Origin of the sequence: Azospirillum thiophilum (assembly GCF_001305595.1) — a bacterium.
GTDB lineage: Bacteria > Pseudomonadota > Alphaproteobacteria > Azospirillales > Azospirillaceae > Azospirillum > Azospirillum thiophilum.
On the sequence record NZ_CP012402.1, the window covers coordinates 421,293 to 443,298 of the forward strand.

Below are 22,006 nucleotides of genomic sequence, written 5' to 3' on the forward strand. Positions count from 1 at the left end.
TTCTTGATTTCGATCATCGTCTTCGCCTCGTTGTCTTCTTCAGGCTGCCGGCACGCCGTCCGGTTCTCCGTTTCATTTTCCCCTCTCCCCGGGTGGAGAGGGGGCAGCGGGACTTACCCCACGCTGCCTTCCAGGCTGATGCCGACCAGCTTCTGCGCTTCCACCGCGAATTCCATGGGGAGTTCCTTCAGGACCTCCTTGCAGAAGCCGTTGACGATCAGCGACACGGCGTCTTCCTCGGAAATACCGCGCTGGCGGCAATAGAAGAGCTGGTCCTCGCTGATCTTGGCGGTCGTCGCCTCATGCTCGATGCGGGCGGAGCGGTTGCGGCTCTCGATGTAGGGCACCGTGTGGGCGCCGCAGCGGTCGCCGATCAGCAGGCTGTCGCATTGGGTATGGTTGCGCGCCCCCTCCGCCTTGGGCAGGATCTTCACCAGCCCGCGGTAGGTCTGCTGCGCCCTGCCGGCCGAGATGCCCTTCGACACGATCGTCGAGCGGGTGTTCTTGCCGATGTGGATCATCTTGGTGCCGGTGTCGGCCTGCTGGAAGTTGTTGGTGATGGCGACCGAGTAGAACTCGCCCACCGAATTGTCACCCTGCAGGATGCAGCTCGGGTACTTCCAGGTGATGGCGGAGCCGGTCTCGACCTGCGTCCAGGAGATCTTGGAGTTCCTGCCGCGGCAGGCGCCGCGCTTGGTCACGAAGTTGTAGATACCGCCGACGCCTTCGGCATTGCCGGGATACCAGTTCTGGACGGTGGAATATTTGATGGTCGCGTCGTCCATCGCCACCAGCTCGACCACCGCGGCGTGCAGCTGGTTCTCGTCGCGCTGGGGCGCGGTACAGCCTTCCAGATAGCTGACGTAAGCACCCTCGTCGGCGATGATCAGCGTCCGCTCGAACTGGCCGGTGTTGGCCTGGTTGATGCGGAAATAGGTCGACAGCTCCATCGGGCAACGCACGCCCTTGGGGATGTAGACGAAGCTGCCGTCGGTGAAGACCGCGCAGTTCAGCGTGGCATAGTAATTGTCGGTGTAGGGCACGACCGAGCCGAGATACTTCTTCACGAGCTCCGGGTGCTTCTGCACTGCCTCGGAGATCGCACAGAAGATGATGCCCATCTCCTCCAGCTTCGCCTTGAAGGTGGTGGCGACCGAGACGCTGTCGAACACGGCGTCGACGGCGATGGCCGGGCTCTTGCCCTCCGACCCCTCGACGCCGGCCAGGATCTCCTGCTCGCGCAGCGGGATGCCCAGCTTCTCATAGGTCTTCAGCAGTTCCGGGTCGACCTCGTCCAGCGACTTCGGGCCGGCCTTCTGCTTCGGCGCGGCATAGTAATGCGCGTCCTGATAGTCGATGGGCGGGAAGCTGACGGCGGCCCATTGCGGCTCCTCCATCGTCTGCCAGACGCGGAAGGCCTTCAGGCGCCAGTCCAGCAGCCATTCCGGCTCGTCCTTCTTCGCGGAGATGAAGCGGACGATGTCCTCGTTCAGACCCTTCGGCGCGACATCGGACTCGATGTCGGTCGTGAAGCCGTACTTGTACTTCTGTTCCGTGACGGCGCGGACCTGCTCGACGGTTTCCGGTTGGGCGGCCATGGCTTTGCCTCGTCCTTCTCAAGAATTCTGGTCGGTGCGCGCCGGTCAGTATGCCGGGCGGGCCGGCTGGGCGGCTGTGGCGGTTGCCTTGGGGGCGGGAGCCGGGAAGGTGATGGGGATCATCATGTCGGCCAGCGTCACCTCTTCCAGCGCGCCGCGGATGGCGCGGTTCACCTTTTCCCAACCGCCGCGCATGGGGCAAAGCTGCTCCACCCCGCATTGGCTGTCGGCACCCTCGACGCAGGCGGTCAGTGCGATCGGGCCGTCCAGCGCCGTGATGATCTCCGCGATGGAGATTGCATCGGATGGCCGGCTGAGCGCATAACCACCGGCAGCGCCCCGTTGCGAGGTGGTGAGCCCTGCCGGGGTCATCGCCTTCATCAGCTTGGCGACCGTCGGGGCGGGAACGCCGGTGCGATCGGCCAGCTGGGCGACGGTATGGACCGTGCCCACATGGCGCGCCATCTCGCTCAGCACGACGATGGCGTAGTCGGTGAGCTTGCTCAGCCGGATCATGACCGTACCCCGTTTCGCCTCCGGTTTCGAATACAGGACCAATTTAGTCCTGATTGACCGGCGGGGCAAGGGGCGTTTGTCGATTGAAAGGCAGGGTTTCTGCGACCCTCGCAACGGATCGGCAGTTGCGGCATGACAGCACCGGCAGGAATACCCTTCGGCTCCACTCAGGTATAATGCCGCCCGATGCGCGTGGGCCGGGCAGGGGAGCCGGGGATCAGGCACCAGGTTGCGGGGATCTGCACGCACATCGGATCTTGAAGCAAAAGCTCTCCACCGAAACGGAAAACCCCGCGCCGGCATGGCGCGGGGGCGTCCCGTGAAAGCATACGGTTGGGAGCGGGGCGGCATCAGCCCGGCTTCTTCACCTCTTCGCGCGCGGCGTTTTTTGCTGCCGACATGACGTCGCGGACGTCCTCCTTGGCCGACTCGACCACGGTCTGGGTGGCGGCCTGTGCGGCGCGGGTGCCGCGGTCCAGCGCATCCATCGCCAGGGTCTTGGCACGTTCGGTCGCCTCGTCGGAATAGTCGCCGACCCACCGGTTCTCATAGCGGGTGCTGGGCAATGCCGCGCCGATGGCGGCGCCCAGGGCGACGCCCATGACGCCGGCGACGATCGGGTGATCCTCCACCATGTCCCAGAATCCGGACGAGACATCGTGCATCCGGTGGCGCAGATGATCGGCCGACGGCGCCATGGCGGACAGGCGCGACACACCGCCGGAGTGGGAGCGGCTTCCCTGGACATGGCTCCCGTGCTGTCCGATCCCGTTGTCCCGGCCGTGATCCTCGGCCGAGCGGCCGATCATGCCGCCGACGCTGTCGCTGGCCCGGTCATAGGCGTTGCCCACGGTGTCCGACGCCCGGTCATAGACATCGCCGACGGCACCCGACGCCCGGTCGTAGGCGTCGCCTGCTGCGTTGCGGACGCTGTCGGTGGCGCTGCCCAGCGACTCGCGGGCATAGTCGACGGCGTCGCTCACGGTGTGGCGGGCCGAGCGGATGGCCCGGGAACGGACGATCCGGCGGTCGTAGCCGGTGCTGGACAGCGCCAGCCAGCCGAGGCCGATGCCGACCAGGGCCAGCGGGATCGGGTTGCTGGTGACGGTGCCGAGCATCGAGCCGGACGGCTGGGATCCCCTGTGACGAACCGTCCGGGCGGATTCCGGGCGGTCGTTGCGGTACTGCGAGCTGCTGTCCGGCGTTGCCGGCGTATAGGTGTGCTTCATGGTGTGCTCCATCGGAGAATGGGGGGTCCATCGCGCCAGACCGTCGCGCAGACGCGCGGTGCGGTCGCGCAGCGCCTCTACTGTGCCGCCGAGGCGCGCGCGGCGGGCGCGGATGACGCCCTCCAGGGCGTCGAGATCCTGCGGATGGCGGGTGTCTTCGGTCATCGGCGATCCCTGTTGCGGCGATCCCTGTTACCGCCGTCTCTCGGCGGGGGCAGGGGCGGGGGCGGGGGTTTAGCGGGCGAGTTGCGCCTTGGCCCAGCGCTTGTCTTCGTCCAGCGTGTTCATGGTGCGGCGCGGACGGAGGTTGGCAGGGCTCAGCCGGTTCTTGCCGACATAGGCCAGGATGCCCCCCACCGCCAGAACCACCAGGCCGACGATCAGCGCGGACAGCCAGGGTGCCAGGACGTTGGACAGGCCGAGAACCGCGGAGGCGAGCAGGAACAGGACGCCGGCGAAGGCGACCAGTCCGCCGACGGCGATGAAGGCGATGCCACCGGCGGCCTCGGAGGCCTTGTCGGTGAGTTCGGCCTTCGCCAACGCGATCTCGGATCGGGCGAGGTTGGCGGATTCGCGGGCGAGATCGGCGAACAGGCCGGCGAGCGGCCGGTCCTGCCGCGGATCCCGCGGCTCGTCATAGCGGTTCTCGGCGGCGCTCATGGACGCTGCCCCTGCGGCTTGGAGGTGGAGGAGGTGCCTGCGACCCCGGCGAAGCCGGTGGTGCCGGCATTCGCGGAACCGCCGGCGCTGCCGGTCGTGCCCGTGGCGCCCGGAACCGTGCTGGTGCCGAGCGCGGTGTCGGCCGACGGCGTGGCGGTGTGGCCGGTGACGGAAGCCGGGGCGGAGGACAGCGGCATGCCGATGCGGCCGGAGGCCGGCTTGGGTTCACCAAGCGGATCGGCGGCCGGGAGATCCGGCTGGCTGCCGGTGGTGGGGGTGTCGGCGCTGTGGGCAGGAGTGGTGCGGCTGACCGATTCCGCGATGCCGCCGGCCATGCCGCGGCTGGGCGTGCGTGCGGGCTCGCGGTTCATGTCGCGGCCGGGACTGCGGGTGCTGGGCACGCCTTGCGACGGGTGGACACCGGAGCGGAGCGCGGTGGAGGCGCGGTGCATGCGGCGCTCGCCCGAGCTCTTGATGAAGCGCGCGACCAGGAAGCCGGCGGCGAAGGCAGCGCCGATGAACACTTCCGGCTGGCGGCGGGCGAAGCCTTCCACCTCGCCGACGATGTCGTCGATCGTCGCGTCACGCAGCATGTCGGCGACACGTTCGACGCGGCCGGCGGCCTGCTCGGCATAGTCGGCGACCATGCCGCCATTCTCGGCGTTCAACTGCTCTGCGGCCTTGTGCAGGGCGTTGGCGACGCCGCCCAACTGGTCGGCGGCACGGCCGGTCTGCTGTTCCAGCAGCGACCGGATGCGGCCCTGGGCCTGGTCCAGCGCCTCGCGCCCGGTGTTCACGGCCTCGTCGGCGGCGCGGTTCACCGTCTTCTTCATGTCCTCGACGCCGGTGCGCCCGCCCGACAGGCTGCCGCCGGTGGAGGTGCCGGCGGCCGTGCTGGTGGTTGAACTGCCAATGGTCGGGCCGGTCGGGTTCGGTCCGCCGGTGCCGGTCGTATCGCGGTTCGGCATCGTGTTTTTCCTCCTCGGGATTCCGGTATTCCGCGTCTCCGCGCCTGCGGCATCAAACCGCCCGTTGCGGAATCGGGTGTCGGATTGGGAAACACCAGCCAAGCCCTGGTGTTCCCCGACTCTGTTGCGCGAAATGGACAGTCGTCGCGAATGTGCTAAACTTTGCCGCGAATATCCGGGTGCGGTCTGGCCGGAGGGTGGCGGCATGAGCGTCTTCAGCGTGGTGGCCGACGGCCAGTCGGGGATTTTCCGGCTGCAACAGGCGAAAAAGCCGTGGGAGAAGGAGCTGGAGGCGAAAGACGCCCAGGGCCAGCTCGCCCAGAAGGCCGAGCGTGCGCAGGGTCTGACCAAGCCCCTCGCCAAATGGCAGAGCGACAGCGCCAACGCCAGGACGGCGCTGGAGGAGGCCCGGCGCGTCGGCGGGTCCAAGGCTTCCGCAGCCGCCCGGCTGGAACAGGTCGAACGCCGGATCGAGGAGCTGAAGCTGGCGATGCGCTTCGCCCAGGGCGACCCGCAGAAGCTGGCGTCCCTGGCACGCGAGGCGGCATTGCTGGCGCGGGAGGCTGGGCGCGCTGCCAAGGAATATGGTGCCGGCATCAAGGCGGCGGCCGACCTTGGGCTGCCCGGGGACAGCAGCGCCGCCGCCGGTGGCGGCAGCCTGCTGTCCAGCGAGACGACGATCACCACCCGCACCACGACCCTGACCCTGCAGCAGACCGAGGTGACGCTGACCATCGGCATCTCGACCAGGGAGGGGGCATCGGCCGAGACGGCCGCCGACCTGACGGCTGCAGAGTCCGCCGCCGCCGCCGAGTCCGCGGCCGGCGAGATGGTGGAGAGCGGGGCTGCCGCCGGGGATGCCATGCTGCCGGACGACATCGCCAAGCTGGTCGACGATGTCCTGTCGGGGTTGGGCGATGGCGGCTTCACCGGCGGAGGGCAGGCGGCGTCGGGCGCGGCGTCGGGCACCGGCGGCCGCAGCGCGATGATCCACCAACTGATGGCCGACAACGCGGCGAAGATGTCGCGCTACCGTGAGGCCGACACCTTCGGCCAGCGGGTGGAAGGCGTGCTGGCCACCTCCAAGCGGATCATCGGCGAGGCCAAGGCCGCCAACATGCTCGACGCGTCCGAACAGCGGCGGCGGGAGCGGCGCGAGGGCTTCAAGGCCGACGACAAGATGGTCGAGGGCGCCCAGAAGGAGGTCAATGCGCTGCGTGCAGCCGCCTTCGGCTCCAGCGGCGCGCTGGCGGCGGCGGGGCTGCTGGCCGGAGGGGCGGACGACGACAGCCCGGACGGCCTCGGCACAGACGCGTTCACAGGCATGGAGGGCATGGCGGGAGCCATGGCCGGACAGCCGGCGGTCCAGCCGTCCGTGGCGGTCGACCTGCTGGCCTGAGGTGCATCGCGCCTGCTACCAATTCGCCATACGCTGCGGTGCGACATTGTGTTGACCGGTTCGATCGGATGACGCGATAACCGGTGACCAAGACTCCCGGAGAGGAGTCTGCGAACCGAGCGCAAGAGAATGGGACACGCAACGAGATGAGCAACTGGATTCGCCGCGGCGGCCTCGAGATCGCCCAACCCCTCTATGACTTCATCAATGACGAGGCTTTGCCCGGGACCGGTGTCGACGCCGATCGTCTGTGGAGCGGCCTGGACGCGCTGCTGCACGATCTGGCGCCGCGCAACAGGGCGCTGCTGGACAAGCGCGACAGCCTGCAGGCGCAGATCGATGCGTGGCACACCGCGCGCCGCGGCACGCTCTTCGACCAGGCCGAATATGAGTCCTTCCTGCGCGGGATCGGCTATCTCGTGCCGGAGGGCGAGGATTTCAGTGTCGGCACCGGCAATGTCGATCCTGAGATCGCCTATCTCGCCGGCCCGCAGCTGGTGGTGCCGATCACCAATGCCCGCTATGCCCTGAACGCCGCCAATGCGCGCTGGGGCAGCCTGTATGACGCGCTGTACGGCACCGATGCGATCCCGGGCACCCCGGCGGCCGGCGGCTACGATGCCGCGCGCGGCGCGCAGGTGATCGCCTGGGCGCGCAGGTTCCTGGACGACAGCGTGCCGCTGGCCGGCGGCAGCCATGCCGACGCCACCGGCTATGCGGTCGAGGGCGATGCGCTGGCGGTGACGCTGAAGGACGGCGGCAAGACCGGCCTGAAGGACAAGGCCGCCTTCGTCGGCTGGCAGGGCGATGCCGCGGCCCCGTCGGCGGTGCTGCTGGTCCAGAACGGCACCCATATCGAGATCCGCATCGACCGCGCCAGCATGATCGGCAAGGACGATCCGGCCGGTGTCGCCGACGTCGTGCTGGAAGCGGCGCTGTCGACCATCCAGGACTGCGAGGATTCCGTCGCCGCCGTGGATGCCGAGGACAAGGTCGGCGCCTACCGCAACTGGCTCGGCCTGATGACGGGCACGCTGGAGGCCAGCTTCCCCAAGGGTGACAGGACCGTCGTCCGCAAGCTGAACCCCGACCGCGTCTATACCACGCCGGCCGGCACGCTGACCCTGCACGGCCGCAGCCTGCTGCTGGTCCGCAACGTCGGCCACCTGATGACCATCGACATGGTCAAGCTGTCCGACGGCAGCGAGGCGCCGGAAGGCATCCTGGACGGCGTCTTCACCTCGCTGATCGCCCTCCATGACCTGAAGGCCCCTCAAAAAGCTGATGGCGGCTTGCGCAACAGCCGCGCCGGCTCGGTCTACATCGTGAAGCCGAAGATGCACGGGCCCGAGGAGGTCGCCTTCACCGACGAGCTGTTCGGCCGCGTCGAGGATCTGCTGGGCATGGCCCGCAACACCCTCAAGGTCGGCATCATGGACGAGGAGCGGCGGACCAGCGTCAACCTCAAGGAGTGCATTCGCGCCGCCAAGGATCGCGTGGTGTTCATCAACACCGGCTTCCTCGACCGTACCGGCGACGAAATCCACACCTCGATGGAGGCCGGCCCGGTCGTCCGCAAGGCGGCGATGAAGGCCACCAAATGGATCTCGGCCTATGAGGACAACAATGTCGACGTCGGCCTGCGCGCCGGGCTGAAGGGCCGTGCCCAGATCGGCAAGGGCATGTGGGCGATGCCCGACCTGATGGCCGACATGCTGGTCGCCAAGATCGGCCATCCGAAGGCCGGCGCCAACACCGCCTGGGTTCCGTCGCCGACCGCCGCCACGCTGCACGCAACCCACTATCACGCTGTCAACGTCGCCGAGGTGCAGGACCTGCTGGCCAAGCGCCAGGCGGCAGCCCTGTCCGACATTCTGACCCTCCCGCTCGCCGACCGTCCCAACTGGTCGGAGGACGAGATCCGGCAGGAGCTGGAGAACAATGCCCAGGGCATCCTGGGTTACGTCGTGCGCTGGGTCGACCAGGGCGTCGGCTGTTCCAAGGTGCCGGACATCCATGACGTCGGCCTGATGGAGGACCGCGCCACCCTGCGCATCTCCAGCCAGCACATCGCCAACTGGCTGCATCACGGCATCTGCACCGAGGCCCAGGTGATGGAGGTCATGAAGCGCATGGCCGCCGTCGTCGACAAGCAGAATGCCGGCGACCCGCTGTACAAGCCGATGGCCGGCAATTTCGACGGCAGCATCGCATTCCAGGCGGCCTGCGATCTGGTGTTCAAGGGCCGCGTTCAGCCAAACGGCTACACCGAACCGGTGCTGCACGCCCGTCGCCGTCAGGTGAAGGCGGCGGTGTAAGTTCTGGCGTTACGGGGGCTTTTGCCCCCTCCCTAACCCTCCCCCGCCTCTGGCGGTGGAGGGGACTGCCGCCGCTTCGCAGAAGGCACCCTCTCCCGCAATAGCGGGGGAGGGCCGGGGTGGGGGCAAGCGCTGCGACCACCTAAGACGCGGTGCCGATTCCCAAAATCCGCACAGCCACCTGCTTCGTATAGGGGCTTGCCGCGAAATACTCGTAGCGTACGGCGTGCTCGACAGCAAATTCCTGGAAGGCCCGGTACTCGTCGTCTCGCCAGCTCAGGTTGCCGATATATTCGTCGAAGACGATGATGCTTCCCGGCCGGATCCGGTCGGCAAGCGCGGTCAGTACGGTGCGGGCCGACGCGTAGATGTCGCTGTCCACATTGACGAAACGCACCGGCCCCGGCTGTGCGGCGAGGAAGGGCGGCAGGCTGTCCTCGAACCAGCCCACATGCAGGCGGGCATTGTCGCGCACCGGCGGCAACTGATTGCCGGTGGTCAGCACGCCGCGCGGAGAATTGACCCAGCCTTCCGGCAGCCCCTCGAAGGAATCGAAGCCGTGGACTTCCTGCCCGGCCGCTTCGGCGATATGGTCGAGCGAGGTGCCGCGGCGTACGCCGAACTCCAGCACCAGACCCGGCGCTTGCGCACAGGCCAGCGCGTGACGCAGCAGCCGTCCACTGCTGCCGAACAGCCGGAAATCGGCGGAGAGGCGGGGCAGCAGGGCCTTCGCCCCGTCCGGCAGCGGCCGGCGCTTCGGGTTGTCGCCGACCTCCGCGGCTTCGACCCTGTCGGCCTCCTCGCCATGGCCGAGCAGCCGCAGGGTGGCGGCGAGATAGCCCCAGTATTTGCCGTTGGCCCCGCCGCAGCGGGTGGCGCGGCGGAGCCGGCGCAGGGCGTCGTCGGGACCGTGATGATGCAGCGCCTGGGCATGGCTGCCGAACCAGGCGGCGGCATGTTCGGGATCGTCGGCCAGCAGCGCATCGAAATGGGCCAGCGCTTCCTTGTCGCACCCCAGATAGGCGGCGGCCGTCGCCGCCTCGAAGCGGATGTCGGCGGAGGGATCACCGGCGGCCAGCGCCTTGCGCGCCAGGGAAAGCGCATCGGCATAGCGGGCGTCTCGGCGCAGCGCGCCGGCCAGCGCAGCGATCAGGTCGGGGCGCTCGGGGGCGAGGCGGACCGCACGTTCCAGCCAGCGGACGGCGGGAAGAGGGGCGTTGTCGGCCTGATGGGCCCTGGCGAGAACCGCCAGCCGACCGGCCTCGCCGGGGTTGTCCGCCAGCACCCGGCGCAGGCAGGCGATGGCCGCCGGCGGGTCGCGGTGGCCGAGATAGGCCAGTCCGAGCAGATGAAGCCGCTCCATCCCGCCGGGAGCGGCCGCACCGCGCAGCAGGCGCAGGGCGGGGCGGTGGCGGCGCGCGCCGATCAGGGCGCGCGCTTGGTCCAGAACAGGATCAGTGGTCAAAATCACTCGTCGTCAGGGCAGCCGTCGGAAGGTCCACACCGATGCCGGCGGCAGGTTCCGGGCGATCCAGGCATGGCGCCGCGGCTTGAGCCGCATCCGGCGGATCAGTTCCGGATTCACCGGGGCGAAGGGACCGTAGGTGAATTGCACGAAAACCCCGTCGGGCGCCAGCACGGAAAAGGCGCCGCGCACGATTCGCGCCTGGACCGACAGCGGCATGGCGATCAGCGGCAGTCCCGACACCACGGCGTCGCAATCCTCCCAGCCATGGGCCTGCACGATCCGGCGCAGCCGGGTCGCATCGCCGCGCACCACCGTGGCGTCCGGGTGCAACACCGACAGATGGTCGGCGAAGGCCGGGTCGAGTTCCACCATCAGCAGATTGTCGGGGGTGACGCCGTGGGCAAGCAGCGCCGTGGTGACCGGTCCGGTGCCCGGTCCCAGTTCCACCACCCGGCGGCCGGGACCGCACTGCGTCGCCTTGGCCATGGCCCGGCACAGTTCGGGGCCGCTCGGGGTGACGGAGGCAACCTTCAGGGGTGAGCGAATCCAGCGCTCGACAAAAAGCTTGCGTTCAGCAAGTGACATCGACCGACCTCCTCACAGATGCCGGATCAATTCCTCGGCTCTGCTTCAACCTCTTTTACTGAGTTGCGTTTCATTGCGCCAGCCGAATGGATTTTGAACGATCGTTTAACAAAACCGTAAGAATCGACGATATCAGCATTTGTTAACAGTTGATGGATAGGATAATTTGTATGCGACGCAACGTTCGTGCCGCCTGCGGTGGGCAACTTTCCGGCGAGTGGGACCGGGCGATGCGGCGCCAATGAATCCGGATCAACCGGTGCCATGCTCTTCCGGGAGGGATGCAACCTTGAATAGCCTGCTTTTGCGCCACAAGATTCCGGGGGCGGTGGTCGGGTCGGCGGTGCTGACGGCCCTGCTGCTCGGCAGCTTCGCCTATGTCGCGGCAACCGATCGGCTGCGCACCGCGGCCCAGGACAAGCTGGTGGCGTTGGCCGATGCCCGCGCCGCCAGTGTGGCATCGTATATCGAGGGGCTGGAGGGCGACATCGTCCTGACGGCGAACACACGCTCCATGCGCGATGCCGCGGTTGCGCTGAACAACGGCTGGCGGATCGAGGCCGACCGCGGCGACCCCGGCACCCTGCTGCGCAAGCGCTATGTCGACGACAATCCCAACCCGCCGGCCGAGCGCTACAAGATGGAGAAGCCGGAGGGCAGCACCATGTACGACATGGCGCATCTGCGGCTGCATTCCTGGATGACCGACCTGATGCTGCGCCGCGGGCTGGCCGACGTGCTCCTGGTGTCGCAGGAGGGGCAGGTGGTCTACAGCGCCGCCAAGGGCGGCGATTTCGGCAAGCCGGTCGCCGACGGGCCGCTGGTCGCCCTGATGGATGCGGTGAAGCGCGATCCCAAGTCCGAAGAGGCGCAGAGCGCCGATTTCACCGCCTACACGCCGGCCGGCGGCGTGCCTTCGGCCTTCCTCGCCACTCCGGTGGTGCTGCGGCAGCCGGACGGCAACCAGCAGACGCTGGCGACGCTGGTGTTCCGCATGGAGTCGAACGGGCTGGACCGCATCATGCGTGCCACCGGCGGCATGGGGGACAGCGGCGACACGTTCCTGTTGGGGCAGGACGGACGGCTGCGCAGCACGCCGCGCTTCGCCCGGGAAATGGCCGTGCTGAAGCCCTATGACGGCGGCGCCATCGGCGCCATCAAGAGCGATCCCGACCGGGCCGGGGTGGTCGAGGCGACCGACGTCGGAGGCAACGGCCCGGCCCTGACCGCCTATCGGCCGATGGCGCATGGTGGCTTCCACTGGCTGGTGCTGGCGGAGGCGGCGGTGGACGAGATCCTCGCGCCGGTCCATTCCATGCGCAACCAGATGATCGGAGCTGGGGCCGTCCTGTTGCTGGTCGTCTGCCTGGGCGGCGTCCTGTTTGCCCGCGGCATCACCCGTCCGCTGTCGGCGATGTCCGAGGCGATGCAGCGTCTGGCCCAGGGCGAACGCCGGCTCGACGTGCCGGCGCAGGAGCGCCATGACGAGATCGGCCGGATGGCCGGCGCCATGCAGGTGTTCAAGGAGGCGCTGATCAGGGCCGACGAGCTCCATGCCGAACAGGAGCGGATCCAGCTGCTGCGCGAGGAGCGCACCCGCCAGCTGGAACGGGTGACGGACGGCTTCGATGCGCGGGTCGGTGGCATCGTCCGCGCGGTGGCCAATGCCGCCGGCGGGCTGGAGACGACCGCAAGGTCGATGAGCGACGGCGCCGACCGGACGCTGCACGAGGCGACCAGCGTCGCCGCGGCTGCCGACCAGACCGCGAGCAACGTCGGCACGGTGGCGTCGGCGGCCAACCAGCTGCGTGCCTCGATCGGCGACATCGGCCGTCACATCCAGGAATCGAGCCGCATCACCCAGGCCGCCGTCGGCGCGGCTGCCCAGGCCGGCGAGACCATGCGGGTGGTGGTGGAGACCGCCAACCGCATCGGTACCGTCGTGCAGCTGATCCACGACATCGCGGCGCAGACCAACCTGCTGGCGTTGAACGCCACCATCGAGGCGGCGCGGGCGGGCGAGGCGGGCAAGGGCTTCGCCGTCGTCGCCAACGAGGTCAAGCACCTCGCCTCGCAGACCGCCAAGGCCACCGACGAGATCGGCAGCCAGATCGGCACCATGCAGTCGGTGACAGACGGGGCCGCCGCCTCCATCGGTCAGATCGTGACGGTGATCGAGGACATGGGCCGCATCTCCGACATCGTCGCCAACGCCATCGAGGAGCAGGGCAACGCCACGATGGACATCGCCGCCAACGCCGATCAGGCTGCCAAGGCGACCCAGTCGGTCACCGCGATCATCGACGGGGTGGCGCGGTCCGCTGACACGACCAAAACGGTGGCGGGAGAGGTTCTGACCTCGTCCCAGGACCTGACGCGACAGGCCGGCCACCTGCGGGCGGAGATCGAACGCTTCCTGGCCGATATCAAGGCGGCATGAGGGCGGCGTAAGGGGGGCGGGTGCCGGCCATGGTGGAACCGATCCGTCCTGTTCTCCTTTTCTTCTCACTGCGCCGTTGACAGGGCCGTGACGGACGGGGCACGGTCGCAGGAGTGGAAGAAAGAGTGAACAGGGAACCACGACACGCCATGCCGACGCTCGCACCCGATCATTCGGACCTGTTCGACGATGCGGGCAAGCCGCCCCGTCTGCTGGAACTGGACGTCGCGAGGATCATCCGCAATCCCAACCTGCCGCGGCGCCATTTCGACCCGGACGAGATGCAGGGGCTGGCCGACTCGATCGCGCATTACGGGTTGAAGCAGCCGATCCTGGTGCAGGAGACGGTCGGCGGCCACCGGCTGGTTGCCGGCGAGCGGCGGCTGCGCGCGCATGAGATGCTCGGGCTGGCGACGGTCTACGCGCTGGTCACCTCCGGCAATCCGGACGAGCTGACGCTGGTCGAGAATGTCCAGCGTGTCGACCTCGACGCGCTCGAACTGGCGGAGGCGCTGGCCCGGCTGATCGACCGTTTCGGCTACACCCAGGAGCAGCTCGGCCGCATCATCGGCAAGAGCCAGAGCAACATCAGCCACACCCTTCGGCTGAACGCACTGCCGGAGACGATCAAGCAGGAATATGCCGCCGCCCACCACGACGTCTCCCGCTCCACCCTGATCGAGATCGCCTGGATCAAGGATCTGGAAGAGCAGATGGCGCTGTGGGAGCAGGTGAAGGCGGGCGACGGTACTGTCCAGGCCGCCCGCAGCCGCAAGGATGCCGCCAAGGAGCCGTCGCTGCGCACCATGTCGGCGGTCGGCCGCTTCCTGGATGCGCTGCGCCGCGCCACCGCCCGGCTGGGCGACCCGCGCGAGCATCGCGCCTATGTCGACGACATGCAGCGCCGCGAACTGATCGGGCTGCGCCGCCGCATCGACCTGCTGCTGGGCGACGACCCGACGGTGGATTGAGCGATGGTGGGCTGAGGAGCCCGGCGGGTCCCCTCAGTCGTTCAGGAACGGGTTGTACAGCCGCTCCTGGCCGAAGCTGGACATCGGACCATGGCCGGGGATGAAGGCGAAATCGTCGCCGTAGGGCAACAGTTTGTCGTGGATCGAGGCGATCAGGTCGCCGTGATTGCCCTTGGGGAAATCGCTGCGGCCGACCGAGCCCTGGAACAGCACGTCGCCGACGATGGCGAGCTTGGACGGCCGGTGGACGAACACCACATGGCCGGGGGTGTGGCCGGGGCAGTGGCGGACCTCCAGCGTCTGGTTGCCGATGGTCACCGTATCGCCCTCCTCCAGCCAGCGGTCCGGCGTGAAGGAGCGGACGGGGGGAAAGCCGAACATCTGGCTCTGCATCGGCATGCCGTCGATCCAGAACTGGTCCTCGCGCTGCGGCCCCTCGATCGGCAGCGACAGCTTGTCGGCAAGGTCGGCGACGGCGCCGGCATGGTCGATGTGGCCGTGGGTGACCAGGATCTTCTCCAGGGTCACTCCCTTGGCCTTCGCGGCGGCGAGGATGCGGTCGAGGTCGCCGCCGGGGTCGATGGCAGCGCCCTTCATCGTCTCGGGGCACCAGAGCACCGTACAGTTCTGCTGGAACGGGGTGACCGGAACGATCGCGTACTGCATGTCCTGTCCTTCGGGGCTGCTTGCGAACGGGTGCGACGGGTCGGATAGCGGCGCGACCTTAACGCGCCGGGGGCGTTGGCCGCAAATCCTTCGCGCAAACCCTTCTCTTCGGTGGTCGAATCTGGCTACTGTCCGCTGTTCACAGCACGGTCCCGGCCCCTTCGGTCGAATATCGGGCCGGTACGAAATGTTAACCATCAAGCTTTAGAGCGAAGCGGTCGGTCCGACCGCCGCCGCAAAGGAACGGATTCCGCCGGAATGCTCTCGCAGAAAGCCAAATACGCGTTGCGTGCCCTGATCATGCTGGCGGAGAAGGACACCGGCGATCTGATCCTGATCGCCGACATCGCGGAACGCGAGAACATCCCGCGCAAGTTCCTCGAAGCGATCCTGGTCGAACTGCGCAAGGAAGGCCTGTTGTTCGCCAAGCGCGGCAAGAGCGGCGGCTACCGGCTGGCCCGCCCGGCCACCGAGATCTCCTTCGGCGAGGTGATTCGCCTGATCGACGGCCATCTGGCGCCGATCCCCTGCGCCAGCAAGGCGTCCTTCAAGCCCTGCGAAGACTGCATCGATACCGAGACCTGCTCGGTCCGCTGGCTGATGGTCCAGGTCCGCGATGCCACCGCCAATGTGCTGGACAACCGCACCCTGGCCGACGCCCTGCGCCATCGCCAGTCCACCGGCAACATCGCGGCGAATTTCGACATCTGACATCGATGAACGATACCCCTGCCTCGAATCGGGTTTGAGGCGGCGGCCGGCCGACCATATGCTTGCCGGAACTCAAGGCGCCGGTATCGGCCGTCGATGCCGGGCGCAGGGCTTCGGGAGGATTCGTAATGTCCGCAGACAAGGTTGCCGTCATCACCGCCGGCGGCAGCGGCATGGGTGCCGCCTCGGCGCGGCGGCTGGCGGCCGACGGGTTCAAGGTCGCGATCCTGTCCTCGTCGGGCAAGGGCGAGGCATTGGCCGGCGAACTGGGCGGCTTGGGCGTGACCGGGACCAACCAGTCCAATGACGATCTGAAGCGCCTGGTCGACAGCACCATGGAGCGCTGGGGCCGCATCGACGTGCTGGTCAACAGCGCCGGCCACGGCCCCCGTGCGCCGCTGCTGGAGATCACCGACGAGGACTGGCACCGCGGGATCGAGGTCTATTTCCTCAACGTTGTGCGGGCGGTGCGGCTGGTGGCGCCAGTCATGGTGACGCAGAAGGCCGGGTCGATCGTCAACATCTCCACCGCCTGGGCCTTCGAGCCGAGCGCGATGTTCCCGACTTCCGCCGTCGCCCGTGCCGGGCTGGCCGCCTACACCAAGATCTTCGCCGACCAGTATGCCGTGCAGAATGTGCGGATGAACAACGTCCTGCCGGGCTGGATCGACAGCCTGCCGGCGACCGAGGAGCGCCGCCAGGGCGTGCCGATGCAGCGCTACGGCAGCAGCGAGGAGATCGCCGCCACCGTCGCCTTCCTGGCCTCGCCGGGGGCGGGCTACATCACCGGTCAGAACATCCGGGTCGACGGCGGCCTGACCCGCGCGGTCTGACCGCCGCGGGATCACTCAGAAAAGCGAAGGGCCGGCAATGCGCCGGCCCTTCGCTGTTTCAACCATCCTGCCGCCGGGTCAGTCGGCGAACGGGTCCGTCATCAGGATGGTGTCGTCGCGTTCCGGGCTGGTCGACAGCAGGGCGACCGGGGCCTGGATCAGCTCCTCGATGTGGCGGACATACTTGACCGCCTGGGCCGGCAGTTCCGCCCAGGAGCGGGCGCCGCGGGTGGTGTCCTTCCAGCCCTCGAAGGTCTCGTAGATCGGCTCGACGCGGGCCTGGGCGCCGGCGTTGGACGGGTAATAGTCCAGCTCCTGGCCGTCCAGCCGATAGCCGACGCAGACCTTGATCTCGTCGAAGCCGTCCAGCACGTCCAGCTTGGTCAGGGCGATGCCGTCGATGCCGCCGGTCTTGATCGCCTGGCGGACCATGACGGCGTCGAACCAGCCGCAGCGGCGCTTGCGCCCGGTCACCACGCCGAACTCCTTGCCCTTCTGGCCGATCAGCTCGCCGATCTCGTCGGTCAGCTCGGTCGGGAAGGGGCCGGAGCCGACGCGGGTGGTGTAGGCCTTGCAGATGCCCAGCACATAGCCGACGGCGCGCGGACCCATGCCGCTGCCGGCCGCCGCATTGCCCGCCACCGTGTTGGAGGAGGTGACGTAGGGATAGGTGCCGTGGTCGATGTCCAGCATCGTGCCCTGGGCACCCTCGAACAGGATGCGCTTGCCGGCGCGGCGCAGCTCGTCCAGCTGCTTCCAGACGACGGCGGCGTAGGGCAGCACCTGCGGCGCGATCTCGCGCAGGGGATCCAGGATGTCGGCCGGGGTCATCTCCGGCGCGCCCAACGCGCGGAACAGCGCGTTGTGGTGGGCCAGCAGGGCGTCGACCTTCTCGACCAGCACGGCCTCGTCGGTCAGGTCGCACAGGCGGATGGCGCGGCGCGCCACCTTGTCCTCATAGGCCGGCCCGATGCCGCGGCCGGTGGTGCCGATCTTGCCGGCGCCCTTGGCCTCTTCCCGCGCCTTGTCCAGCGCGCTGTGGACCGGCAGGATCAGCGGCACGTTCTCGGCGACGATCAGGTTCTCCGGCGTGACGGAGACGCCCTTGTCCTTGATCGCGTTGACTTCGCGGATGAAGGCCCAGGGGTCGAAGACGACGCCGTTGCCGATGACCGACAGCTTGTTCTGACGCACCACGCCGGACGGCAGCAGGCTCAGCTTGTATTCGACGCCGTTGATCACCAGCGTGTGGCCGGCGTTGTGACCGCCCTGGAAGCGCACCACCACATCGGCCCGGCTGGACAGCCAGTCGACGATCTTGCCCTTGCCCTCGTCGCCCCACTGGGCGCCGACCACCGCAACGTTGGCCATCTCTCGTCTCCGCAATACTGCAAAAAGGAACCGCTCGACCGCCCGATCCACCGCACGGCACCATCCGTGCGGCGTGGGGAGCCGATCACCCGCTCTCCGGGTTTACCCGACCGTCCGGACGTCCCCGTCCGCCAGCCAATGGCCGCAATGGAGCCGTCCGGCTTCCGCGGCCGCATCGGCCACCGGGGCCAGCCCGGCCACCGTCACCCAACCCTCGGCCCGCAGTTTGCGTGCCGATTCCCAACTCGTGCCATGCGGCACATAAACGCGCCCCGGGGCCTTGGCCGCCGGAACGGCGCGCAGCAGCGTGTCCATGTAGAGGGTGAAGCCGGTCGCCGGCTCGCCCCGGCCGTCGCCTTTGCCGTCCCCTCTGGCCTCTCCCTGCGCTCCGGCGCGATAGCGCCCGCCCTGGCCCAGTTCCCCCGCCGCGCGGGAGAACAGGGTGAAGCTGAGGCCGGTCTGATATTCGAAGCCGCGATGTTCCACCAGATCGACGGTGACCGTCAGGCCGGGCATCGCCGCGCGCAGCAGCGCCAGCGTCTCGGTCAGCCGGCGGCGGTCCTTCTCGGCGCCCTCCGGCAGCGGCAGGGCGGCCAGCGCCTGCATGGCGCGGTCGGCCGGGCCGGACGCGGTCATCAGCGATTCCAGCAGGGCCGCCGCCGGTCCGCCGACCGCCGCCACCGCGGCGGCGTCCTTACGGTCGAGCGCCGCGCGCAGCTCCCGGATCTCCTCCTCGCCCAGGCCGAGCCCGGCGCAGATGCGCGACACCATGGTCGGCACGCAGAGATCGACCGACAGGTGCGGCACGCCGATGGCCGTCAAAGCCTGGACGGCCAGCAGCACCACCTCGGCATCGGCCTCCGCCTCCAGCGCGCCGATCAGCTCGACGCCGACCTGGGTGAACTGGCGTTCCGGGCGCAGCTGCGACCCCTTCACCCGCAGCACCTGCCCGGCGTAGCACAGGCGCAGCGGCCGGGCCTCGTTCTTCAGGCGGGTGGTGGCGATGCGGGCGATCTGCGGGGTGATGTCGGCGCGCACCGCCATCATGCGCTGCGAATGCGGGTCCATCAGCCGGAAGGTCTGCTTGGACATCGCGGCGCCGGGGCCGGACAGCAGGTTCTCCTCGAACTCCACCAGCGGCGGGTCGACGCGGCGATAGCCCTGCGCGGCGAATTCCGCCAGCAGGCGTTCGACGGCGGCCGCCTCGTGCGCCGCTTCGGACGGCAACACGTCGTGCAGTCCGGCGGGAAGCAGGGCGGAACTCAATGCGTCGGCGGGCATGACCAGCGTCGTCTCGTTTCAGGCAGAGGTTTCAGGCAGCGGCAGGGGTACCGCGGCGAATGTCGGACACACGGGGCGGGCTAATACCCGACCCCCGCTCCGCATGCAAATGGAAAAGCCCCGCAAGCCGCCGGCATCTCCCCTGCGCGGCCGGTGCGGGCCGGCAGAACCGGTTCCGGCGGAGCCCGCCGGCCGCTTCGGGGCAAGGCGATTGTCGTCGCGCACAATCGACGGTGCGGCGCCGCAAACTGGGCGGTTCCGGGGACAAGAATTCGATTGAATTCGTCGCAAAGATGTTCGAATCCTGGATTGCTGGCACTCGGAATGGGGAGGGTGCGGCGGATGGCTCTGCCCGGCAACAGCTACGAAGTCCAGGTCTATCAGGAGGACCATTGGGTTCTGGACCGCTGCTTCGCGAGCGAGGCGGAGGCGCGGGCCCATGGCTCCCGCATCCTGTCCGGCGGCCGGGTCGAGGGAATCCGGATCCTGCGCGACTGGGCCCGTCCGGACGGCCGCCATGTCGAGACGGAACTGCACCAGGAGTTCCGCAGCCAGTCCGGCGCCATCCTGATCGCTCCGATCGACGAGCCGCCACCGCTCTGCCACGACGCCGAGGGGGTCTTCGCGGTCGAGGGGCGGATGGTCATCAACCGGCTGCTGCGCAACTATGTCGACCGCGCGGTGGTGACCCCGACCGAGCTCCTGCACAGCTATCCTGACCTGAAGCGCCTGCAGGACAAGGACAACCTGTTCGTATCGGCCGTCGGCCGGGTGGCCGCGCTGCAGGCGGAACGGGCGAAGATCGACGGCCGGTCACGGCGCGACGAGCTGTACGGCATCCTGAACGGCGTCACCGAGCGGGCACGGTCGGCTGCGGCGCGCAAGGATCTGCCGGTGCTGGGGTCGGCCGGCTTCGCCCATGCCTTCGACACGCTGAGCGCGCGCGAGGCACCGGAGGATCGTGACTTCCTCGGCCGCGTCCTGCTGGCGCGCGATCTGGTGCAGATGCGCAATTGGCTGGCCAAGCTGGATTTCCTGGCCGAACTGGTCCGGCAGGATGGCGGGTTGCCGGCGCTGCCGCTGGCGCTGGTCGATGGTGTGGTCGCCGACGTGCTGGGGGCTCCGGCGGTGGCGCAGGAACTGCTGGGGCCGCAGGGCAGCATGGCCGGGGCGCTGTGCAGCCTGATCGACCTGTCGCGCGGCCGGCTGGATGTCACCCGCCGGGCGGAGGACGACCGCGCCGTCCAGATGAACGAGCTGCTGGCCTTCCACGATTTGCCCGAAACCCGCCATGTCGTGCTGGACCTCGTGCGGCGGCAGTTGAAGGGCACGCAGCCGCTCTACCGCCACGACCCGGCGCGCGAGCGCGAGGCCTTCGCCGAGGTGCTGGCCCGTTCCCTGGCGCCGGCGGGGCCGGTCGGAGGCGGGGCGATGGCGGAGGCGCTGGTGCTGCGCTACCTCCGCTTCCTGGAGGCGGGCGGGGCGTCCGGCCGGCGGCGGGCGATGGAAGAGGTGGTGGGGTTGATCCCCGATGCCGCCGACGGCGTGCGCTTCCTGCTGGCGCTGGCGCAGTCGGAACTGGGGCGGTCGCAGGCCGAGGACGTGAGCCGGCTGCTGGACCGCGCCACCGGCGATCCGCAGGGCTTCGCGCGCTTCGTGGCGCGTGGCGGCCCGATCAAGGACAATCTGGAACGGCTGACCATGCTCTATCAGCACGTGGTCGATTCGGGCGTGCCGGAGCCGCTGAAAGGCAGGCTGGCCGACAACATCGACACGTTGCTGGTCACCTACATCCATGAAAGCCATGTGGTGGAGCGGCTGGACAATCCGGCCGATCCGCTGCGGCAGCGTGCCAACCGCCTGATGCGGCTCTGCGCCCCTGGCACGCTGCGCAGCCGCAAGGCGCTGGCGGTCGTGCGCCAGCGCGTCGTCTCCCACCTGCGCCAGCCGCAGTTCGAGGAGCGGTATGTCGCCGATCTCAGCGAACCGACCTTGCGGCAGAGCGCGCTGCGGGAGTTCCACCGCCTGCTCGGGCAGGCCGGGCTGGTGTGAGGCGGCGTCGGCGGCGGCTCATGCCGCCGAAGCTCCTGATCCTGACAGGTCAGGATCAGGAGCCACTGGTATTATGCCTCTCCTTCAGCGGGACGCGTGCGTTTCCGCCCCGTCACCCCGCATCGGCCGGCCCCTCGTCGTCGTCGGGCGTGCCCGGCGGCTTGGTGGCGAAAGAGTCGATCGCCGGCGGTACGGCATCCGTCCGGCCCGGCGTCACCACCGCGAAGCTGGTTCCGTCATTCTTCGGACGCAGCACGGTCAGCGGCGAGCCGACCACCAGGAAATGGATGATCTCGGCGATGTTGGTGGCGTGGTCGCCGATGCGTTCCAGGTTCTTCGCCATGAACAGCAGATGGGTGCAGGGCGTGATGTTGCGCGGGTCCTCCATCATGTAGGTCAGGACTTCGCGGAACAAGCTGGTGTAGAGGTCGTCCAGTTCCTCGTCGCGTTCCCAGGCGGCGATGGCCTTGTCGACGTCGCGCTCGATATAGGCGTCGAGCACTTCCTTCATGATGGCTTCGACCAGCCGCCCCATGCGCGGGATGCCGGCCGCCGGGCGCACCGCCGGCACCTGGGCCAGCGCCAGCGACCGCTTGGCGATGTTGGCGGCATAGTCGCCGATGCGCTCCAGGTCGGCGGAAACCTTCAGCGCCGACACGATCTCACGCAGGTCCTGGGCCATCGGCTGGCGCAGGGCGAGCAGCCGCACCGCCTCCGCGTCGATGTCCCGCTCATAGGCGTCCAGCCGCGCGTCCGCCTGCATCACCTGCGAGGCCAGCCCGACGTCACGGCGCGACACCGCCTTCACCGCGGCCTCGACCTGAGCCTCGGCGACGCCGCCCATCTGGGTGACGAGGTTCGAGAGGCGCTGCAGTTCCTGCGCGAATGAGCGGACGATGTGTTCGGTGGCCATGATCGGTCGTGACGCCCCAGTGATGCC

Annotated in this window: 18 protein-coding genes; 7 read left to right on the plus strand and 11 right to left on the minus strand. The window is 68.6% G+C overall.

The window, feature by feature from the left end:
- Positions 1-113: 113 nt before the first annotated feature.
- From sufB to AL072_RS15755, 5 genes are all read right to left on the minus strand, one after another.
- Positions 114-1,598: a Fe-S cluster assembly protein SufB gene (sufB, locus tag AL072_RS15735; RefSeq protein ID WP_045583246.1), complete on the minus strand. Its 1,485-nt coding sequence runs from the start codon at positions 1,596-1,598 to the stop codon at positions 114-116.
- Positions 1,599-1,643: 45 nt separating this feature from the next.
- Entirely contained in the window at positions 1,644-2,114 is a 471-nt protein-coding gene (locus tag AL072_RS15740) for an SUF system Fe-S cluster assembly regulator (protein ID WP_045583245.1), read from the minus strand.
- Positions 2,115-2,464: 350 nt separating this feature from the next.
- A complete protein-coding gene (locus tag AL072_RS15745) occupies positions 2,465-3,508 on the minus strand; it encodes a hypothetical protein (RefSeq protein ID WP_045583244.1) in 1,044 nt (347 codons plus the stop codon).
- Between the two features lie 69 nt (positions 3,509-3,577).
- A complete protein-coding gene (locus tag AL072_RS15750) occupies positions 3,578-4,003 on the minus strand; it encodes a phage holin family protein (RefSeq protein WP_045583243.1) in 426 nt (141 codons plus the stop codon).
- Positions 4,000-4,971, minus strand: coding sequence for a hypothetical protein (locus tag AL072_RS15755; protein ID WP_045583242.1), 972 nt, complete (start codon positions 4,969-4,971; stop codon positions 4,000-4,002). The genes AL072_RS15750 and AL072_RS15755 overlap by 4 nt, the downstream gene beginning before the upstream one ends.
- 205 nt (positions 4,972-5,176) lie before the next feature.
- Here AL072_RS15755 and AL072_RS15760 point away from each other — a divergent pair, with 205 nt between their 5' ends.
- Both AL072_RS15760 and AL072_RS15765 read left to right on the plus strand, forming a co-directional pair.
- The gene (locus AL072_RS15760) at positions 5,177-6,370 is read left to right on the plus strand and encodes a hypothetical protein (RefSeq protein ID WP_045583241.1); all 1,194 of its coding nucleotides are present in this window, start codon (positions 5,177-5,179) and stop codon (positions 6,368-6,370) included.
- 146 nt (positions 6,371-6,516) lie between these two features.
- A complete protein-coding gene (locus AL072_RS15765) occupies positions 6,517-8,688 on the plus strand; it encodes a malate synthase G (protein ID WP_045583240.1) in 2,172 nt (723 codons plus the stop codon).
- A 142-nt stretch (positions 8,689-8,830) separates the two neighbouring features.
- Here AL072_RS15765 and AL072_RS15770 read toward each other — a convergent pair whose 3' ends face one another.
- Positions 8,831-10,159: a class I SAM-dependent methyltransferase gene (locus AL072_RS15770; RefSeq protein WP_425388602.1), complete on the minus strand. Its 1,329-nt coding sequence runs from the start codon at positions 10,157-10,159 to the stop codon at positions 8,831-8,833.
- Between the two features lie 6 nt (positions 10,160-10,165).
- Positions 10,166-10,741, minus strand: coding sequence for a class I SAM-dependent methyltransferase (locus AL072_RS15775; protein ID WP_045583239.1), 576 nt, complete (start codon positions 10,739-10,741; stop codon positions 10,166-10,168).
- 289 nt (positions 10,742-11,030) lie between these two features.
- Between AL072_RS15775 and AL072_RS15780 the strand changes: the two genes are divergently transcribed.
- Both AL072_RS15780 and AL072_RS15785 read left to right on the plus strand, forming a co-directional pair.
- A complete protein-coding gene (locus AL072_RS15780) occupies positions 11,031-13,181 on the plus strand; it encodes a methyl-accepting chemotaxis protein (RefSeq protein WP_158511069.1) in 2,151 nt (716 codons plus the stop codon).
- A 149-nt stretch (positions 13,182-13,330) separates the two neighbouring features.
- Positions 13,331-14,152 carry a ParB/RepB/Spo0J family partition protein gene (locus AL072_RS15785; protein WP_045583237.1) on the plus strand — a complete coding sequence of 274 codons (822 nt, stop codon included), beginning with the start codon at positions 13,331-13,333 and terminating at the stop codon, positions 14,150-14,152.
- Between the two features lie 33 nt (positions 14,153-14,185).
- On the opposite strand, the gene AL072_RS15790 is transcribed toward AL072_RS15785, so the two are convergent.
- A complete protein-coding gene (locus AL072_RS15790) occupies positions 14,186-14,818 on the minus strand; it encodes an MBL fold metallo-hydrolase (RefSeq protein ID WP_045583236.1) in 633 nt (210 codons plus the stop codon).
- Between the two features lie 258 nt (positions 14,819-15,076).
- Here AL072_RS15790 and AL072_RS15795 point away from each other — a divergent pair, with 258 nt between their 5' ends.
- Positions 15,077-15,529, plus strand: coding sequence for an RrF2 family transcriptional regulator (locus AL072_RS15795; RefSeq protein ID WP_045583235.1), 453 nt, complete (start codon positions 15,077-15,079; stop codon positions 15,527-15,529).
- A gap of 128 nt (positions 15,530-15,657) precedes the next feature.
- Complete coding sequence (locus AL072_RS15800) at positions 15,658-16,362, plus strand: SDR family oxidoreductase (protein WP_045583234.1); 705 nt, start codon at positions 15,658-15,660, stop codon at positions 16,360-16,362.
- A gap of 78 nt (positions 16,363-16,440) precedes the next feature.
- On the opposite strand, the gene AL072_RS15805 is transcribed toward AL072_RS15800, so the two are convergent.
- Both AL072_RS15805 and AL072_RS15810 read right to left on the minus strand, forming a co-directional pair.
- Positions 16,441-17,733, minus strand: a complete 1,293-nt coding sequence (locus AL072_RS15805) for an adenylosuccinate synthase (RefSeq protein ID WP_045583233.1) — start codon at positions 17,731-17,733, stop codon at positions 16,441-16,443.
- Between the two features lie 102 nt (positions 17,734-17,835).
- Positions 17,836-19,014, minus strand: coding sequence for an ATP phosphoribosyltransferase regulatory subunit (locus AL072_RS15810; protein ID WP_045583232.1), 1,179 nt, complete (start codon positions 19,012-19,014; stop codon positions 17,836-17,838).
- Positions 19,015-19,356: 342 nt separating this feature from the next.
- Between AL072_RS15810 and AL072_RS15815 the strand changes: the two genes are divergently transcribed.
- Entirely contained in the window at positions 19,357-21,066 is a 1,710-nt protein-coding gene (locus AL072_RS15815) for a hypothetical protein (RefSeq protein WP_045583231.1), read from the plus strand.
- 112 nt (positions 21,067-21,178) lie between these two features.
- On the opposite strand, the gene phoU is transcribed toward AL072_RS15815, so the two are convergent.
- Positions 21,179-21,979 (minus strand): phosphate signaling complex protein PhoU, encoded by an 801-nt coding sequence (gene phoU / locus AL072_RS15820; protein WP_045583230.1) that lies wholly within the window; start codon positions 21,977-21,979, stop codon positions 21,179-21,181.
- Positions 21,980-22,006: the final 27 nt, after the last annotated feature.

What these genes read in the sequence shown, in the direction of transcription:
- AL072_RS15765 (WP_045583240.1), top strand. Translation starts at nt 6,517, where the DNA reads ATGAGCAACTGGATTCGCCGCGGCGGCCTCGAGATCGCCCAACCCCTC.
- AL072_RS15800 (WP_045583234.1), top strand. Translation starts at nt 15,658, where the DNA reads ATGTCCGCAGACAAGGTTGCCGTCATCACCGCCGGCGGCAGCGGCATG.
- sufB (WP_045583246.1), bottom strand. Translation starts at nt 1,598, where the DNA reads ATGGCCGCCCAACCGGAAACCGTCGAGCAGGTCCGCGCCGTCACGGAA.
- AL072_RS15760 (WP_045583241.1), top strand. Translation starts at nt 5,177, where the DNA reads ATGAGCGTCTTCAGCGTGGTGGCCGACGGCCAGTCGGGGATTTTCCGG.
- AL072_RS15775 (WP_045583239.1), bottom strand. Translation starts at nt 10,741, where the DNA reads ATGTCACTTGCTGAACGCAAGCTTTTTGTCGAGCGCTGGATTCGCTCA.
- AL072_RS15795 (WP_045583235.1), top strand. Translation starts at nt 15,077, where the DNA reads ATGCTCTCGCAGAAAGCCAAATACGCGTTGCGTGCCCTGATCATGCTG.
- AL072_RS15750 (WP_045583243.1), bottom strand. Translation starts at nt 4,003, where the DNA reads ATGAGCGCCGCCGAGAACCGCTATGACGAGCCGCGGGATCCGCGGCAG.
- AL072_RS15805 (WP_045583233.1), bottom strand. Translation starts at nt 17,733, where the DNA reads ATGGCCAACGTTGCGGTGGTCGGCGCCCAGTGGGGCGACGAGGGCAAG.
- AL072_RS15815 (WP_045583231.1), top strand. Translation starts at nt 19,357, where the DNA reads ATGGCTCTGCCCGGCAACAGCTACGAAGTCCAGGTCTATCAGGAGGAC.
- AL072_RS15740 (WP_045583245.1), bottom strand. Translation starts at nt 2,114, where the DNA reads ATGATCCGGCTGAGCAAGCTCACCGACTACGCCATCGTCGTGCTGAGC.
- AL072_RS15785 (WP_045583237.1), top strand. Translation starts at nt 13,331, where the DNA reads ATGCCGACGCTCGCACCCGATCATTCGGACCTGTTCGACGATGCGGGC.
- AL072_RS15755 (WP_045583242.1), bottom strand. Translation starts at nt 4,971, where the DNA reads ATGCCGAACCGCGATACGACCGGCACCGGCGGACCGAACCCGACCGGC.
- phoU (WP_045583230.1), bottom strand. Translation starts at nt 21,979, where the DNA reads ATGGCCACCGAACACATCGTCCGCTCATTCGCGCAGGAACTGCAGCGC.
- AL072_RS15810 (WP_045583232.1), bottom strand. Translation starts at nt 19,014, where the DNA reads ATGCCCGCCGACGCATTGAGTTCCGCCCTGCTTCCCGCCGGACTGCAC.
- AL072_RS15790 (WP_045583236.1), bottom strand. Translation starts at nt 14,818, where the DNA reads ATGCAGTACGCGATCGTTCCGGTCACCCCGTTCCAGCAGAACTGTACG.
- AL072_RS15745 (WP_045583244.1), bottom strand. Translation starts at nt 3,508, where the DNA reads ATGACCGAAGACACCCGCCATCCGCAGGATCTCGACGCCCTGGAGGGC.